Origin of the sequence: Ruania albidiflava DSM 18029 (genome assembly GCF_000421225.1) — a bacterium.
GTDB classification, from domain to species: domain Bacteria; phylum Actinomycetota; class Actinomycetes; order Actinomycetales; family Beutenbergiaceae; genus Ruania; species Ruania albidiflava.
The window spans coordinates 135,386-149,451 of the sequence record NZ_ATWL01000004.1 but is presented as its reverse complement, the minus strand read 5'-3'; the positions used below and the strand labels follow the sequence as shown (position 1 = coordinate 149,451).

15 protein-coding genes are annotated in these 14,066 nt (G+C 68.4%); 7 read left to right on the top strand and 8 right to left on the bottom strand.

Going from position 1 to position 14,066, the window contains the following annotated elements; translation table 11 throughout:
* Positions 1-6: 6 nt before the first annotated feature.
* From K338_RS20975 to K338_RS0106820, 5 genes are all read left to right on the top strand, one after another.
* A complete protein-coding gene (locus tag K338_RS20975; RefSeq protein ID WP_022917436.1) occupies positions 7-1,311 on the top strand; it encodes a M20 family metallopeptidase in 1,305 nt (434 codons plus the stop codon).
* Positions 1,312-1,335: 24 nt separating this feature from the next.
* Positions 1,336-2,046 carry a VOC family protein gene (locus K338_RS0106835; RefSeq protein WP_022917435.1) on the top strand — a complete coding sequence of 237 codons (711 nt, stop codon included), beginning with the start codon at positions 1,336-1,338 and terminating at the stop codon, positions 2,044-2,046.
* Positions 2,047-2,183: 137 nt separating this feature from the next.
* Entirely contained in the window at positions 2,184-2,711 is a 528-nt protein-coding gene (locus tag K338_RS0106830) for an NUDIX domain-containing protein (protein WP_157612277.1), read from the top strand.
* Positions 2,712-2,731: 20 nt separating this feature from the next.
* Entirely contained in the window at positions 2,732-3,805 is a 1,074-nt protein-coding gene (locus K338_RS0106825; protein ID WP_022917433.1) for a VanZ family protein, read from the top strand.
* 49 nt (positions 3,806-3,854) lie between these two features.
* Positions 3,855-4,805, top strand: coding sequence for a helix-turn-helix domain-containing protein (locus K338_RS0106820; protein WP_022917432.1), 951 nt, complete (start codon positions 3,855-3,857; stop codon positions 4,803-4,805).
* 153 nt (positions 4,806-4,958) lie between these two features.
* Here K338_RS0106820 and K338_RS0106815 read toward each other — a convergent pair whose 3' ends face one another.
* The 5 genes from K338_RS0106815 to nrdH form a co-directional block, all read right to left on the bottom strand.
* Positions 4,959-5,486, bottom strand: coding sequence for a CarD family transcriptional regulator (locus K338_RS0106815; protein ID WP_022917431.1), 528 nt, complete (start codon positions 5,484-5,486; stop codon positions 4,959-4,961).
* Between the two features lie 213 nt (positions 5,487-5,699).
* Positions 5,700-6,680 carry a class 1b ribonucleoside-diphosphate reductase subunit beta gene (gene nrdF, locus K338_RS0106810; protein WP_022917430.1) on the bottom strand — a complete coding sequence of 327 codons (981 nt, stop codon included), beginning with the start codon at positions 6,678-6,680 and terminating at the stop codon, positions 5,700-5,702.
* Positions 6,681-6,729: 49 nt separating this feature from the next.
* Positions 6,730-8,835 carry a class 1b ribonucleoside-diphosphate reductase subunit alpha gene (gene nrdE / locus K338_RS0106805; RefSeq protein WP_084480733.1) on the bottom strand — a complete coding sequence of 702 codons (2,106 nt, stop codon included), beginning with the start codon at positions 8,833-8,835 and terminating at the stop codon, positions 6,730-6,732.
* 32 nt (positions 8,836-8,867) lie between these two features.
* Positions 8,868-9,269 (bottom strand): class Ib ribonucleoside-diphosphate reductase assembly flavoprotein NrdI, encoded by a 402-nt coding sequence (gene nrdI / locus K338_RS0106800; protein WP_022917428.1) that lies wholly within the window; start codon positions 9,267-9,269, stop codon positions 8,868-8,870.
* A 131-nt stretch (positions 9,270-9,400) separates the two neighbouring features.
* A complete protein-coding gene (gene nrdH, locus K338_RS0106795; protein ID WP_022917427.1) occupies positions 9,401-9,655 on the bottom strand; it encodes a glutaredoxin-like protein NrdH in 255 nt (84 codons plus the stop codon).
* Between the two features lie 470 nt (positions 9,656-10,125).
* On the opposite strand from nrdH, the gene K338_RS0106790 reads away from it, so the two are divergent.
* Both K338_RS0106790 and K338_RS0106785 read left to right on the top strand, forming a co-directional pair.
* Complete coding sequence (locus K338_RS0106790) at positions 10,126-10,347, top strand: hypothetical protein (protein ID WP_027286523.1); 222 nt, start codon at positions 10,126-10,128, stop codon at positions 10,345-10,347.
* A gap of 70 nt (positions 10,348-10,417) precedes the next feature.
* On the top strand, positions 10,418-10,597 hold the full coding sequence (locus tag K338_RS0106785; protein ID WP_022917425.1) for a DUF6440 family protein: 180 nt from the start codon (positions 10,418-10,420) through the stop codon (positions 10,595-10,597).
* Between the two features lie 86 nt (positions 10,598-10,683).
* Here the strand turns inward: K338_RS0106785 and K338_RS0106780 are convergent, their stop codons facing one another.
* The 3 genes from K338_RS0106780 to K338_RS0106770 form a co-directional block, all read right to left on the bottom strand.
* On the bottom strand, positions 10,684-12,366 hold the full coding sequence (locus tag K338_RS0106780; protein ID WP_022917424.1) for an FAD-binding oxidoreductase: 1,683 nt from the start codon (positions 12,364-12,366) through the stop codon (positions 10,684-10,686).
* Positions 12,363-13,115 carry a lysophospholipid acyltransferase family protein gene (locus K338_RS20970; RefSeq protein WP_022917423.1) on the bottom strand — a complete coding sequence of 251 codons (753 nt, stop codon included), beginning with the start codon at positions 13,113-13,115 and terminating at the stop codon, positions 12,363-12,365. The genes K338_RS0106780 and K338_RS20970 overlap by 4 nt, the downstream gene beginning before the upstream one ends.
* Before the next feature lie 171 nt (positions 13,116-13,286).
* Positions 13,287-14,060, bottom strand: a complete 774-nt coding sequence (locus K338_RS0106770; RefSeq protein ID WP_022917422.1) for an SDR family NAD(P)-dependent oxidoreductase — start codon at positions 14,058-14,060, stop codon at positions 13,287-13,289.
* Between the last annotated feature and the right edge of the window lie 6 nt (positions 14,061-14,066).

Sequence of the window (14,066 nt, the reverse complement as noted above, 5' to 3'; positions counted from 1 at the left end):
CGCAGCATGACCACCACCCCTGCGGTCGCCCGCGCCGAACGCATCCGCGAGCGCGTCGAGCTCCTCGCCGAGCAGCTGGACGCATTCTCCCGGGACCTGCACGCTCACCCTGAGCTCGGCTACCAGGAGTTCTACGCCCTGGAGGCGTTCACAGCCGCACTAGCCGAGGCCGGCATCACGACCGAGCGGGGCGCCGGTGGCATCCCCACCGCCTTCACCGCCCAGCTAGGCACCCGGAAGTCCGGGCCGCAAGCGGTGATCACCGCCGAGTACGACGCCCTGCCCGGGGTGGGGCACGGCTGTGGGCACAACGTGATCGCAGCGTCCTCGCTGGGCGCGTTCCTCGCCCTGGCTCCCCTGTTCGACGGCGATGCTCACCTGCCGGGGGGCGTCACCTTGGTCGGCACTCCGGCAGAGGAGGGTGGCGGCGGCAAGGAGCTGCTCATCCAGGCCGGTGTGCTCGAGGGCTTCGACGCCGCGGTGATGGTGCACCCGGGTGCACTCGACGTCGCGGCAGGGCCGTCCGCTGCAAAGCGCCAGGCGGTGGCCACGTTCACCGGGCGCACCGCGCACGCTGCTGCCAACCCGCACCTGGGGCGCAATGCCTTGGATGGTGTGGTCACCGCCTACCAGGCCATTGCCCAGCTGCGCCAGCACATCCCGACCACGGACCGGGTGCACGGGGTGTCCCTGGAGGGCGGCACCCGGCCGAACATCGTGCCCGAACGGGCGGTGCTGGAGTTCTTCCTGCGCTCGCGCAGCATCGACGGCCTGCTGGCGCTCTCCGAGCGGGTCGAGGCGGCGTTCCGGGGAGCGGCGCTGACCGCCGGGGTGGCAGTGGACGTGACCTGGGACGCCGAGCCGATCTACCTGCCGCACCGGATCAACGAACCGCTCGCGCAGCGGTACGCGCAGAACCTAGCCGACCGGCGCGAGGTGCTGCCTGTGCGCTGGGAGGCAGACAGCCCAGGCTCGAGCGACATCGGCAACCTCTCCCACCTCGTCCCCACCATCCAGCCGACGGTGGCGATCGGCGACCCGGACATCCCCGGGCACTCCCGGGAGCGGGCCGACTCCACCCTGACCCCGGAAGGCCGGCGCGGGATCGTGGACTCTGCCATCGGTCTGGCGCGCACTGTCGCCGATGTGCTCACCGACGAGGAGCTGCGCGCCACCGCCTGGGCGGCGTTCACGCAGGCCGGCGCGCCGGTGCGGGTCGGGGACCTGGTGCCGTTGGCCCCCTGGCCCGACTTCCCCACCCCGCCTCTTGGGCCTGCTGCTGCCCACCGGGGTTCCGCCGTCGAGAACTGAGGATGAGAACTGAGGACCCCTGCCATGACCAGCACCAGCACCAGCACCAGCACCAGCACCAGCACCAGCACCAGCACCAGCACCAGCACCAGCGTGCCAGACGTGCTCGACCACATCATCTTCGCCGGACCGGACCTGGCCGAGGCGGTCGACGCTGTCGAGGTAGGCACTGGGGTGCGCGCGGCCCCGGGCGGCACGCACCCGACCGGGACTGCGAACGCGCTGATCGCCTTCACCCGCGGCGGGCAACGGGTCCCGCACTACCTGGAGGTGATCGGCCCGGACCCGCACGGCGACACTCCGGCCAGCGCGATCAGCACGTTCGGCATCGCCAGCCGCACCACCCCGGCAGTGGCCACCTTCGCCATCCACCCCGGCGACTTCGTAGCCGCGGCGGCGCGGGCCGCCCAGGCAGGCGTGTCCCTGGGCGAGATCCGCCCGCTGTCTCGGCGCACGCCTGCCGGTGAGCTGCTCCAGTGGCGGCTCACCCGTGGCGAGGACCGGGATCCGGACCCGGCAGTGCCGTTCCTCATCGACTGGGGCGCCACCACCCAGCCTGGTCTGGGCGACCTGCCGACCGTGGAGCTACTCGGGCTGCGGATCGAGCACCCGGAGCCGGCGGCGCTGGCGGCCAAGTACGCCGCACTGGAGGTGGAGCTCGAGGTGGTGCCCGCCACGCAGGTGGCGATCGTGGCCACGGTGCAAGGACCGGACGGCCCGGTGGAGCTGCGCTGACCGGCTGCCCCGCCGTCGGAGGTTGTCGGAGCGGTCTGAGGTACCTGAGGAGTGCCTCCGTCCCCTTCCTGTACCTCAGACGGGCGTCACCAGGTGCGGCTGCCAGTACCGCCGGTGCGCGGGCATAGGCTGCATGGGTGCAGACGCTCTGGCAGACGCGATTGATGCGACCGGCCTACGTGGCCTACGCCGGTTGCGACATCCAGTACCACCGCGCACCGCCGCCGCCGGATCTGGTCTCCCGGTTGCACCTGGTGGCGCGCACCGACGAGGGCCTGGTGGTGGTGTGCCGCAGCGTGGAGGGCTGGCGGTTCCTGCCGGGCGGCACGCGCGAGCCGGACGAGCCGGTGCCGCACCTGGCCGCACGCGAGCTGACCGAGGAGGCTGGGGCAGAGCTCCGCAGCGAGATCCGGCTGTTCGGCGCGCACGAGGCGATCAGCCGACTGGCTGCCCCGTACCGTCCGCACCTGCCGCACCCGCGCGCCTACTGGGCCTACGCCGTCGCGCAGGTGGAGCTGACCGGCCCGCCCACGAACCCGGATGACGGCGAGCAGGTCGTGGCGGTCACCCCCCTATCGCCGCCGGAGGCGGTCACCGAGCTGGCCAAGCACGATGCGCTGCACGCTGACGTGCTCGCCGAAGCCATCGACCGCGGGCTGGTCTGAGCGGGAGATAACCTCGACCCATGTCCGGTCCGGTGCTACCCGCGGTGATCGCGATCGTGACCGGTGTGGCGGTCGGGTTGGGTCTGTTCGTACCGTTCGTAGCCCTCAGCTACCGGCGGCGGGGGCGGCTCAGTGCCGGACGCCTGCTCCTCTGGGCCGCTGCTCTGGTGTACTTCTGGGCGCTCTGGGCCTACACGCTGCTCCCGTTGCCGAGCCGCACGGAGGTGCAGTGCGCGGGGACGAACCTCGACGTGCTCGAGCTCGTCGGCACCCTGCGGGAGGCGGCGGGCGGCCCCGGGAGTCTGCTCACCGACCCTGCGGTGCTGCAGCTGGCGCTGAACGTCGTGCTGTTCCTGCCGCTCGGCTTCTTCGTGCGCGTGCTCGGCGGCCGCGGCATCGTGGTGGCGCTGCTGACCGGCCTGGGCACCTCGCTGCTGATCGAGCTCACCCAGCTGACCGGCGTGTGGGGGGTGTATTCCTGCGCATACCGGGTGTTCGACGTCGATGACCTGCTGACGAACACGCTCGGCGCGATCATCGGGTCCGGGCTGGCGCTGATCGTGCCGCGCCGGCACCGCGGGATGGCGCGCGTGGTCGGTGCCGACCAGCCGCGGCCGGTCACCCGCAGTCGCCGAGGGTTGGCCATGGTCTGCGACTGGCTGGGCTTCACCGTCACGGTCGCCGGAGTGGCCGTCCTGGTGCAGATCCTGCTGAGCGTCACCGGGAACGAGGCGCTCATGGGCGAGGGGCGGGTGGCCTCGCTGGTGGGCGCGGGGCTGGCGCTGGTGGTGTGGGCGGTCGTCGTGCTGGCCACCGGCCAGACGATCGGCGACCTCGCCGTGGAGCTGCGGTACCAGAGCGGGCCGCTGCCCCAGCCGGTCGCCCGGGTGCTGCGCCTTCTCGGCGGGATCGGCGGCTATGGGGTGTTGACGGCCATTCCGGGTGCGGCGTGGCTGGGCTCGCTGTTCGCCGTGGTCAGCGTGCTGCTCATGCTGCTGACCACAGCCGGGCGAGGGCTGCCCGGGCTGGTCAGCGGCCAGCACCTGGTTGATACGCGGCAGCCCCGGCATGAGGACCACGCCGGCCGCAGCTGAGCAAGAACTGTCGGGCGCACCCGGCCTGCCGCTTGTCACACTGGTGCCCATGACCACACCCGGCCGCGACCGCCTCCGCGAGCTCCTCGACGCTGTGCTCGATGAGGAGCACACCGACCTGCCCGACATGGCAGCCGGTGCCTTCGCCACCCCCTGGCACTTCAGCCGGCAGCTGAGGCATGGGGCCGGTGAACCACCGGTGGCGCTGCGGCGGCGCGTGGGGCTGGAGCGGGCCGCCTGGCAGCTGCGGCAGGGCGCCTCGGTCACCGACGTCGCATTCGGCGCTGGTTATGAGTCGGTGGAGGGATTCTCCCGGGCGTTCGCGCGCGCCTACGGGTATCCGCCGAGCGGCGTGCGGACTGGGGAGGTCAACGCGCGGGCGCACTGGTTGCCGGCACCGAACGGGATCCACTTCCATCCGCCGATGCACCTGTGGGTCAGCGAGCATGAGCCGGCCGGGGCGAGCCTGCAGGTGGTGGCCCAGCTGGTGCAGCACGACCTGGACGAGACCACGGCGCTGGTCCACCGCGCCGGTGAGCTTCCGGAGGTCGAGTACCGGCGGGTGCGGCTCCCTGGGTTCCGGGTGCTCGCGTGGGACGGGCCGGAGGAATCCATCGCCGCGGTGCTGGATCATCACGTGCGGACGAAGGAGGTCTGGCTGGCAGCCATCGAGGGTGCCCCGTTCCCCGAGCAGCACGGCGACGACCCGGCCACGGTCCTGGTCCGGCAGAGCAGGGTGGGCCCGCGGTGGGTGGACGCGGTGCGCCGCATCGACCGGGAGGGCGCCTGGGGCGACCGGTTGATCGACGCCTTGTGCGACCCGCCGCAGAGCTTCGTGCTCAGCAGTGTGGTCACGCACGTGATCACCTACGGGGCCCATCGGCGCCAGCTCGCCCGGCAGCTGCTCCGCCAGGCCGGGCTGGACCTGGGCGACGGCGACCCGATCCGCTGGTTCCGCGACCGCGGAGTCACCAGCCCGATCCGGCAGGAGAAGGCCTGATGGCCCGCAACGTGCGCTGCGGACAGGAGCTCGCGCGCCTCGCGGGTACGGTCGTCGGGTCCACGGCAGATGTGCGGGCCGGCGCTCGTGGGCACGTCCGGGCGCACTGACGCGCCCGGACGTGCCGCACCGATTCTTGCGACCTGCTCGGGATCAGCTGGCGCGGGCCAGCTCCCCGCCGGTCAGGGCGGGCTGGGTCCCCTCCAGCACGGCGGCTTCGATCATCTCCACGGCCGCCTCTTCGGCGGCGCCCAGGGCGACCTCCACCTCCGCGCCGACCAGCCGCCTGGCCTCCAGGAGCAGGTTCATCTCCCCGTAGGAGACCTTCTTCTCCGCGTTCTGGCGGATGATGTCACGGACCAGGGCGGCCACAGTGTAGATGTCGGTGGACCGCAGCCGTTCGGTGTAGTCCTTGATCCGTCGCGACCAGACCTTGTCGAATGCCTGGCCGGGGCCGGTGAGGATCTCGAAGAGCCGCTCGAGCCCTTCGGTGTCGAGCACGGAGCGCACGCCGATCTCCTCGGCGCGCTCGACCGGAAGGGAGACCTCCAGGTCGTCCCGGCGGATGCGCAGCGTGAGGTAGCGGGTGCGCTGATCGCCGACGGTTCGAAGTGCCAGTTTCGTGACCGTTGCCGGCCCGTGGTGGGGGTGGACGACAATCTGGCCCTTGGCGAACTGCAACGCTATTCCCTTCTCAGACGACGCTCCAATTATGTCATAATTGCTTCAATTGTGCTAGTTATTGTTGCGTAAATCTGGTGCTGCAGAGCTGCGCACGTCACACAGACGGCGGAGCCCGGGTGACGCAGGTACGTCACCCGGGCTCCGCCGTCGTGCTGGTGCTTCTGCAGACCCGACCGGGGCACGGTCCAGGTCAGCTGGATGGGGACCGGCTCAGAAGTCCCAGTCCTCGTCCTCGGTGTCCTCGGCCTTGCCCATCACATAGGAGGAGCCGGAGCCGGAGAAGAAGTCGTGGTTCTCGTCGGCGTTCGGGGACAGCGAGGACAGGATCGCCGGGTTGACCGCGGTCTGGTCCTTGCCGAAGAGGCCTTCGTAGCCGAGGTTCATCAGCGCCTTGTTCGCGTTGTAGCGCAGGAATGCCTTGACGTCCTCGGTGAGTCCCAGCGGGTCGTAGAGGGCCTCGGTGTAGTCCTCCTCGTTGTCGTACAGGTCCAGCAGCAGCCCGAAGGTGTAGTCCTTGAGCTCCTCGCGGCGGGCCGGGCTCTCCTTCTCCAGACCCTTCTGGTACTTGTAGCCGATGTAGTACCCGTGCACGGCCTCGTCCCGGATGATCAGCCGGATGAGGTCCGCGGTGTTGGTCAGCTTCGCCCGGGAGGACCAGTACATCGGAGCGTAGAAGCCGGAGTAGAACAGGAACGACTCCAGCATCGTGGAGGCGACCTTGCGCTTCTGTGGGTCATCGCCCCGGTAGTAGTCCAGGATGATGGCGGCCTTGCGCTGCAGGTGCTCGTTCTCCTCGCTCCACCGGAACGCCTCGTCGATCTCCGGGGTGGAGATCAGCGTGGAGAAGATCGAGGAGTAGGACTTCGCGTGCACGCTCTCCATGAACGCGATGTTGGTGTACACCGCCTCCTCGTGCGGGGTGAACGCGTCCGGGATGAGGCTGACCGCACCGACGGTGCCCTGGATGGTGTCCAGCATGGTCAGCCCGGTGAACACCCGGGTGGTCATCCACTTCTCGTCCTCGTTCAGCGTCGCCCACGACTGGATGTCGTTGGACAGCGGCACCTTCTCCGGCAGCCAGAAGTTGTTGGTCAGCCGGTTCCAGACCTCGACGTCCTTCTCGTCCTCGATCCGGTTCCAGTTGATGGCTTGCACCCGGCTGACGAGCGGGAGCTTCTCCGAGACGGTCATGTCCTAGTCCTTCAGATACAGATGGGGTGGGTACAGCAGGGAGGCGGCGTCACAACATGCAGCTGACACAGCCCTCCACCTCAGTGCCTTCCAGGGCAAGCTGACGGAGCCGGATGTAGTACAGGGTCTTGATGCCCTTGCGCCAGGCGTAGATCTGCGCCTTGTTCACCTCGCGGGTGGTCACCGTGTCCTTGAAGAACAGGGTGAGGCTCAGCCCCTGGTCCACGTGCTGGGTGGCCGCCGCGTAGGTGTCGATGATCTTCTCGTAGCCGATCTCGTAGGCGTCCTGGAAGTAGTCGATGTTGTCGTTGCTCAGGTACGGCGCCGGGTAGTAGACGCGGCCGATCTTGCCTTCCTTGCGGATCTCGATCTTCGCCGGCACAGGGTGGATCGAGGAGGTGGAGTTGTTGATGTAGGAGATCGACCCCGTCGGCGGGACAGCCTGCAGGTTCTGGTTGTAGATGCCGTGCGCCTGTACCGAGGCCTTCAGCTCGCGCCAGTCTTCCTGGGTGGGGATGTGCACCCCGGCGTCGGCGAACAGCTGCCGGACCCGGTCGGTGGCCGGTTCCCAGGTCTGGTCGGTGTACTTGTCGAAGTACTCCCCGCTGGCGTAGCTGGACTCCGCGAAGCCCTTGAACGCCTTGCCGCGCTCGATGGCGATCTTGTTCGACTCGCTCAGGGCGTGGAACAGCACCGTGTAGAAGTACATGTTGGTGAAGTCGATGCCCTCTTCGGAGCCGTAGAAGATCCGCTCCCGGGCGAGGTAGCCGTGCAGGTTCATCTGCCCCAGGCCGATGGCGTGGGAGTCGTTGTTGCCCTGCTCGATGGAAGGCACCGAGTAGATGTGCGTCTGGTCCGAGACCGCCGTCAGGGACCGGATCGCAGCACCGATGCTCTTGCCGAAGTCCGGGGAGTCCATCGTGGCCGCGATGTTCATCGAGCCCAGGTTGCAGGAGATGTCCTTACCCACGTGCGCATACGACAGGTCGTCGTTGTAGGTGGATGCGGTGGAGACCTGCAGGATCTCCGAGCACAGGTTGGAGTGGGTGATCTTGCCCTCGATCGGGTTCGCCCGGTTCACCGTGTCCTCGAACATGATGTACGGGTAGCCGGACTCGAACTGCACCTCCGCGAGGATCTGGAAGAACTCGCGGGCCTTGATCTTCTTCTTCTTGATCCGGCCGTCGTCCACCAGCTCGCGGTACTTCTCCGAGACGTTGATCTCGGCGAACGGCACCCCGTAGACGCGCTCCACGTCGTAGGGGGAGAACAGGTACATGTCCTCGTTCTTCTTCGCCAGCTCGAAGGTGATGTCCGGGATCACCACGCCCAGGGACAGGGTCTTGATCCGGATCTTCTCGTCGGCGTTCTCCCGCTTGGTGTCCAGGAACCGCAGGATGTCCGGGTGGTGGGCATGCAGGTACACCGCGCCGGCGCCCTGGCGGGCACCGAGCTGATTGGCGTAGGAGAAGGAGTCCTCGAGCAGCTTCATCACCGGGATCACCCCCGACGACTGGTTCTCGATCCGCTTGATCGGCGCCCCGTACTCGCGGATGTTGCTCAGCAGCAGCGCCACGCCACCGCCGCGCTTGGACAGCTGCAGCGAGGAGTTGATCGCCCGGGAGATCGACTCCATGTTGTCCTCGATGCGCAGCAGGAAGCAGGAGACCGGCTCCCCGCGCTGCTTCTTGCCCGAGTTCAGGAACGTCGGCGTGGCCGGCTGGAACCGGCCGGAGATGATCTCGTCGACCATGTCCAGAGCGAACTGCTCGTCCCCGTCGGCCAGGGTGAGCGCGACCATGCAGACCCGGTCCTCGAAGCGCTCCAGGTACCGCTTGCCGTCGAACGTCTTCAGCGTGTACGAGGTGTAGTACTTGAACGCGCCGAGGAAGGTCTGGAACCGGAACTTCTTCGCATAGGCGTGGTCGAAGAGCTGGTGGACGAACTCCCGGGAGTACTTGTCCAGCACCTCGGTCTCGTAGTAGCCGTTCTCCACCAGGTAGTCGAGCTTCTCGGCGAGGTTGTGGAAGAAGACCGTGTTCTGGTTCACATGCTGCAGGAAGTACTGCCGGGCGGCCTCTCGGTCCTTGTCGAACTGGATCTCCCCGTTCGGCCCGTACAGGTTCAGCATGGCGTTCAGCGCGTGGTAGTCCATCTCCGGCGCGCTGGTCTCGATGCCACCCTCGGTCAGTGTTGCAGCCACGTGTGCCCCAATCCTTGGCGGACGTGCATGACGTCCTCAGCGGTTCCTAGTAACTCGAAGTCGTACAGGTGCGGCACCTTGCACTTGCGGGCGATGATCCGCCCGGCCAGGCAGTAGGCCGCACCGAAGTTGGTGTTCCCCGCCGCCACCACACCCTTGATCAGGGACCGGTTGTGGACGTCGTTGAGGAACTTGATCACCTGCTTGGGGACGGCCCCCTGGCCGTTCCCGCCCCCGTAGGTGGGGGTGAACAGCACATACGGGTGGTCCACCCGCAGGTGCCCGTCCTTGGGTCGCAGCGGGATGCGCTCGGCCGGCAGGTCCAGCCGCTCCACGAAACGGCGCGTGTTCTCCGAGACGGAGGAGAAGTACACGATGCCGGTCACGATCGATCACGCCTTCACGAAACGATGTGGGTGCGCTCACGCCCCGCCCTGCTGGCGCCGGACGGGGGTGAGAGCGGTATGGAACTGGAGTGACGCCGTCGTGAGCTGGTGCCCGCTCCGGCGCCGGAGGGTCAGGCCAGTGCGGCCTGGGAGTCGGCGGCGACGGCCGCGAGCGCCTTGATCTTGTCGGGGCGGAAACCGGACCAGTGGTCACCGCCGGCGAACACCACCGGGGCCTGCTGGTAGCCGAGCGCCTTGACCGACTCCAGTGCCTCGGCGTCGGTGGAGATGTCCACCACCTCGTACTCCAGGCCGTGCTTCTTCAGCGCCCGGTAGGTGGCGTCGCACTGCACACAGGCCGGCTTGCTGAAGACGGTGATGGTCATGATCGGCGTCCTTCCAATGCTTCGTCGTGCGGGTCCCGCCCTTGAGTTCCCGCGGTGTAACTACATTCATGTCATTCATAGGAGCCGCTGCTGGTGCCCCGGCAACCCCTGACTCCCTAGACACTACACCTTGTGGTGCGTAGATGGGCAGACCCCAACACTTTGTGTTGGCGTGTCGGGTTACGGGCGTGTCATCCACAGCTAGACGGCGTGTTGCTGTGGACTTCTAAGCCTTCGGTGTGTAGTCGCGCCGGGAAACTGTGGGTAACCCTGTGGGCAACCTCCGGACGGCGCAGCTCCTGTCCACAGCAAGCGGCAAGTTGTACACAGCTCAGCCTTCTCGAAGCGCTCGTACCCGGGCAGCATTCCACCGCGTTGTCCACCGCCGTCCCCAGGCGGACAGCACCCGATCACGGGTCAGACCCCGATCCGATAGCGCCTTTCTCCGCGAAGTGGTGGATGCTGGGGTGATGGCCACCAACCGAGGACGTCCGCTCGCCACCAGCCCCTTCAACAACCTGCGCGTGCCGCCCCCGCCGCCGGAGCCGTTCGTCGTGGGCCAGCGAGTCACCCACGACCGGCACGGCCTGGGCCGCGTGGTGGCGCTGGAGGGTGACGTCGCCAGCATCGTCGACTTCGGCGACCGCAAGGTGCGGGTCACCGTGGCCTCACGCAACCTGCACGCGCTCTGACACCTCGAGTCCACCGACCGTGGGGGTGTGGTTGCCTGCTCGGTGGCCCTGGCACCAGTAGCCTGACCGGATGACGGAGAGCACCAAGCGGTTCCAGGTCGTCCACGAGGAGAAGCAGATCGGGGAGTTCACGCGGATCCTGCGTGACACCGAGACCGGAGTCTGCTATCTCTACGTCTGGACGATGAGCGGGGGTGGGGTCACCGTGCTGGTGAACCCGGACGGCTCACCGGTCGTGCACGGCGACTGACCCCCTCCCCACAGTTCGCGAACGCCCGCTTCCGCGACGTGAATCGGTTCAGCGGCCGCGAACCAGAGCGTTCGCGAACACCGGGGTCACCACTCGCGGTGGCTGGGGATCAGCGTGCCCGGATTGAGGTTGCGCCCCGGGTCCGCCGAGGACAGCAGCCCCACCATCAGGTCGGTGCCGGCGGAGGAGATGTCCTCCTCCAGCCACGGCGAGTGGTCGTTGCCCACTCCGTGGTGGTGGCTCAGCGTGCCGCCATGGTCCACGAACGACTGCTGGATCGCCGACTTCACCACGTCGTACTGCTCCAGCTGGTCCACACCCTCCTTCGGCGGGAACGCGAAGGTGAAGTACAGGCACGCACCGGAGTGGTAGGAGTGCGACAGGTGGCACATGATGAAGCCCTGCACGCCCAGCTCGGCGTACGCCGCGCGAGCCGCCCGCACCGTGGAGGTGTACACCTCACCGAGGCGGGACCAGGGCGCTGCCGTCTCGGACACGTCACCCAGCGCGCCACGGTCCAGGAGGAAGTCGCGCAGGTAGGGGGTGTCGAACTTCTTCTGGTCGTACATCGAGCCCGGGCCCTTGCCGAGCTTGATGCCGCCGTGCTTGCCGATGATCTTGCCGACCACCGACTTGTCGGCCCGGACCTTCGCTGAACCGCCCTCGTAGCCGATGTAGGAGATGGCGACCTTGTCCAGGTCCCAGCCGCGGCGGCGGAGCAGCTCGAACAGCCCCTCCCCCACCTTCGAGGACAGGCTGTTCGAGGCTTTCCGGGTGGCCAAGGAGAACGCCGTCTCGGCGGCGTCCGACACGCGGGTGATGCTCGGGGAGGCGTCCGAGGTGGACACCTCCTGCATCGCCGCCAGCCCGGCTGCCCAGTTCGGGAACAGGTAGGCGATCACCTCGCGGTTCTCCGGCAGCCGGTGCACGTGCACCCACGCCTGGGTGATCACGCCGAGCCGGCCCTCGCTGCCGATGATCATCTCCCGCACGCTGGGGCCGGTGGAGGTGCTCGGCAGCGGCCGCAGCTCGACCACCTTCCCGGGCAGCACCACGGTGAACCCGCGGGTGATGTCGGCGATGTCGCCATACTTGTCCGACTGCATACCGGAGGACCGGGTGGCGATCCAGCCGCCGAGCGTGGAGTGCTTGAACGAGTCCGGCTGGTGCCCCATAGTCCAGCCCTCGGCATTCAGCTGCTCCTCCAGGTCCGGGCCCAGACCACCAGCCTGGATGAGCGCCAGACCGGCGTCGGCGTCGATCTGCAGCACGCGGTTCATCCGGCCCATGTCCAGGGAGACGACCACGCGCTGCTCACCGGCCGGCGGGGTCAGTGACCCAGAGATGTTCGACCCGCCACCGAACGGGATGAGCACACCGTCGGCCTCGACCACGGCGTCCACCACGGCCTGCACCTCGTCGGAGTTCGCGGGGTAGACCACCACGTCCGGTACCCGGGGCAGGTCCCCGGCGCGCACTCGCACCAGGTCACGCAGCCCTTTGCCGTAGGTGTGCACCACACGGTTCATGTCCCCGAGCGACACGTGGTGGTCACCGACGATCTCCCGCAGGCGCGCACCGAGGTCCTCGTCCAGGATCGAGGCCGGCACCTCCAGGTCCTCGAACGACGGCGGTCGTCCGGCGGGGCCGTGCAGGTCCAGTCCGATGGCCTTCCGCACGAACGGGGCGAACTCTGGCTTGTCCTCGTGGTGGAAGGCGATGCCCTCCACTCCCCAGCCCCACCACTTCTGGTGGACGACGTCGGTCATGAGATCCCTTCCTGAGCGTCCGGCAGGTCCTTGTGCTCCGGCTGCGGGGCAGCGTTGTCCTCGGGGACGAGCACGTAGGACGTCTGCATCGTGTGCATCGCCCGCACCCGCGCCTCGGCGCGGGTGTTGAACTCGGGCAGCTTCTCCCCGGGCCGGACCCGTAGCGGTTTGCCGATCAGCACCTTCACCGGCATCCGGCCGGGCTTGGGCCAGAATGTGCCCACCGGCATCGCATCGTGCGCCCCGACCAGCGCCACCGGCACCAGCGGGAGCCGCAGCGCCCGGGCCAGGGCCGCGGCACCGGGGGTGAACTCAGCCATCTCGCCGGTGCGCGAGCGGGTGCCCTCCGGGAAGATCAGCAGCGGCACCCCCTGCCGCAGCAGGGTGACCGACAGTCCGGCCGACTTGCCGCGGGTCTTGCCGCGTTCCACCGGGTAGGTGTTGAAGAACAGCGAGGTGAGCATGCTGCGCCACTTCGCGTTGTAGAAGTAGTCCGCGCCAGCAGCGGTGGCCACGTTCTTGGTCACCCGGTAGGGCAGCGCGGTCAGGCAGAGCGGAGCGTCCAGGTGCGAGGAGTGGTTCGCGACCATGATGAACGGACCGTCCAGCCCGGCCAAGTTGCGCTCCCCCTCCACAGTGATCCGGAGGTTGGTGCTCAGCACGGTCTTGAGGATGCCCCGCTGCGCGACGTACCTGGCCCACCGGTGCAGCCGGGAGTGGTACCTGCCGGTCTTGCGCCGCTCACTCATCAGTGCTCCTCTGGTCTGAGCACTGCGGTGCCTCGCTCCGCCGGCGCTCGTCCCTCACGCCGACTCCGCGGGGGCTCCTCGTCCTCAACAGCGCTCTGTGGTCTGAGCACTGCGGTGCCTCGCTCCGCCGGCGCTCGTCCCTCACGCCGACTCCGCGGGGGCTCCTCGTCCTCATCTGCGTCCCTTCCGGATCAGCGCCGTTGCTCGCCGGACCAGTGCTCGGGGCATCCGTTGCGCCAACCAGGCGATCACCTTGAACCGTCGTGATGGTACCGACCTGGTCCGCCCCGCTTCCACATCAGTGAGGCAGTCGGCCACCAGCCGGTCGGCTTCCAGCCACAGGAACGACGGTATCGCCGAAGTGCGGATCTTCGCCCGGCCGTGGAACTCGGTGCGCACCCATCCGGGGATCAACGTCATCACCTGCACTCCGCTGCCCTCCAGCTCCAGGCTCAGGCTCTCAGAGTAGGTGTTCACCCACGACTTGATCGCGGAGTAGGTGCCCATGGCCACCAGTCCGGCCACCGAACCGACGTTGATGATCAGCCCGTTGCCGCGGGCCTGCATCGTCCGGCCGGCGGCGGCCCCGAGCACGAGCACACCGCGGATCATCAGGTCGATCGCGGCGTCGTGCACGTCGATCTGCTCGGTGAGCGGTGTGTGCACCCCGTGCCCGGCGTTGTTCACCAGGATGTCCACCGGGGCGCTGGTGTCCTCCAGCCGGCGCGCCACCGTGTCGGCATCGGCCCGGTCGGTCAGGTCAGCCACGATCGTGTGCACGGCGATACCGTGCGCGGCGCGCAGCTCTTCGGCGGTCTCGTCCAGCCGCTGTCGGTTCCGGGCGACCAGCACCAGGTCGCAGCCGCGGGCGGCCAGCGCACGGGCGAAGGCAAGGCCGATCCCGGAGGTGCCGCCGGTGACCATCGCGGTCCCGATGATCGGCACCGGCGT

What these genes read in the sequence shown, in the direction of transcription:
- K338_RS20975 (WP_022917436.1), top strand. Translation starts at nt 7, where the DNA reads ATGACCACCACCCCTGCGGTCGCCCGCGCCGAACGCATCCGCGAGCGC.
- K338_RS0106835 (WP_022917435.1), top strand. Translation starts at nt 1,336, where the DNA reads ATGACCAGCACCAGCACCAGCACCAGCACCAGCACCAGCACCAGCACC.
- K338_RS0106825 (WP_022917433.1), top strand. Translation starts at nt 2,732, where the DNA reads ATGTCCGGTCCGGTGCTACCCGCGGTGATCGCGATCGTGACCGGTGTG.
- K338_RS0106820 (WP_022917432.1), top strand. Translation starts at nt 3,855, where the DNA reads ATGACCACACCCGGCCGCGACCGCCTCCGCGAGCTCCTCGACGCTGTG.
- nrdF (WP_022917430.1), bottom strand. Translation starts at nt 6,680, where the DNA reads ATGACCGTCTCGGAGAAGCTCCCGCTCGTCAGCCGGGTGCAAGCCATC.
- nrdE (WP_084480733.1), bottom strand. Translation starts at nt 8,835, where the DNA reads ATGGACTACCACGCGCTGAACGCCATGCTGAACCTGTACGGGCCGAAC.
- nrdH (WP_022917427.1), bottom strand. Translation starts at nt 9,655, where the DNA reads ATGACCATCACCGTCTTCAGCAAGCCGGCCTGTGTGCAGTGCGACGCC.
- K338_RS0106790 (WP_027286523.1), top strand. Translation starts at nt 10,126, where the DNA reads ATGGCCACCAACCGAGGACGTCCGCTCGCCACCAGCCCCTTCAACAAC.
- K338_RS0106785 (WP_022917425.1), top strand. Translation starts at nt 10,418, where the DNA reads ATGACGGAGAGCACCAAGCGGTTCCAGGTCGTCCACGAGGAGAAGCAG.
- K338_RS0106780 (WP_022917424.1), bottom strand. Translation starts at nt 12,366, where the DNA reads ATGACCGACGTCGTCCACCAGAAGTGGTGGGGCTGGGGAGTGGAGGGC.
- K338_RS20970 (WP_022917423.1), bottom strand. Translation starts at nt 13,115, where the DNA reads ATGAGTGAGCGGCGCAAGACCGGCAGGTACCACTCCCGGCTGCACCGG.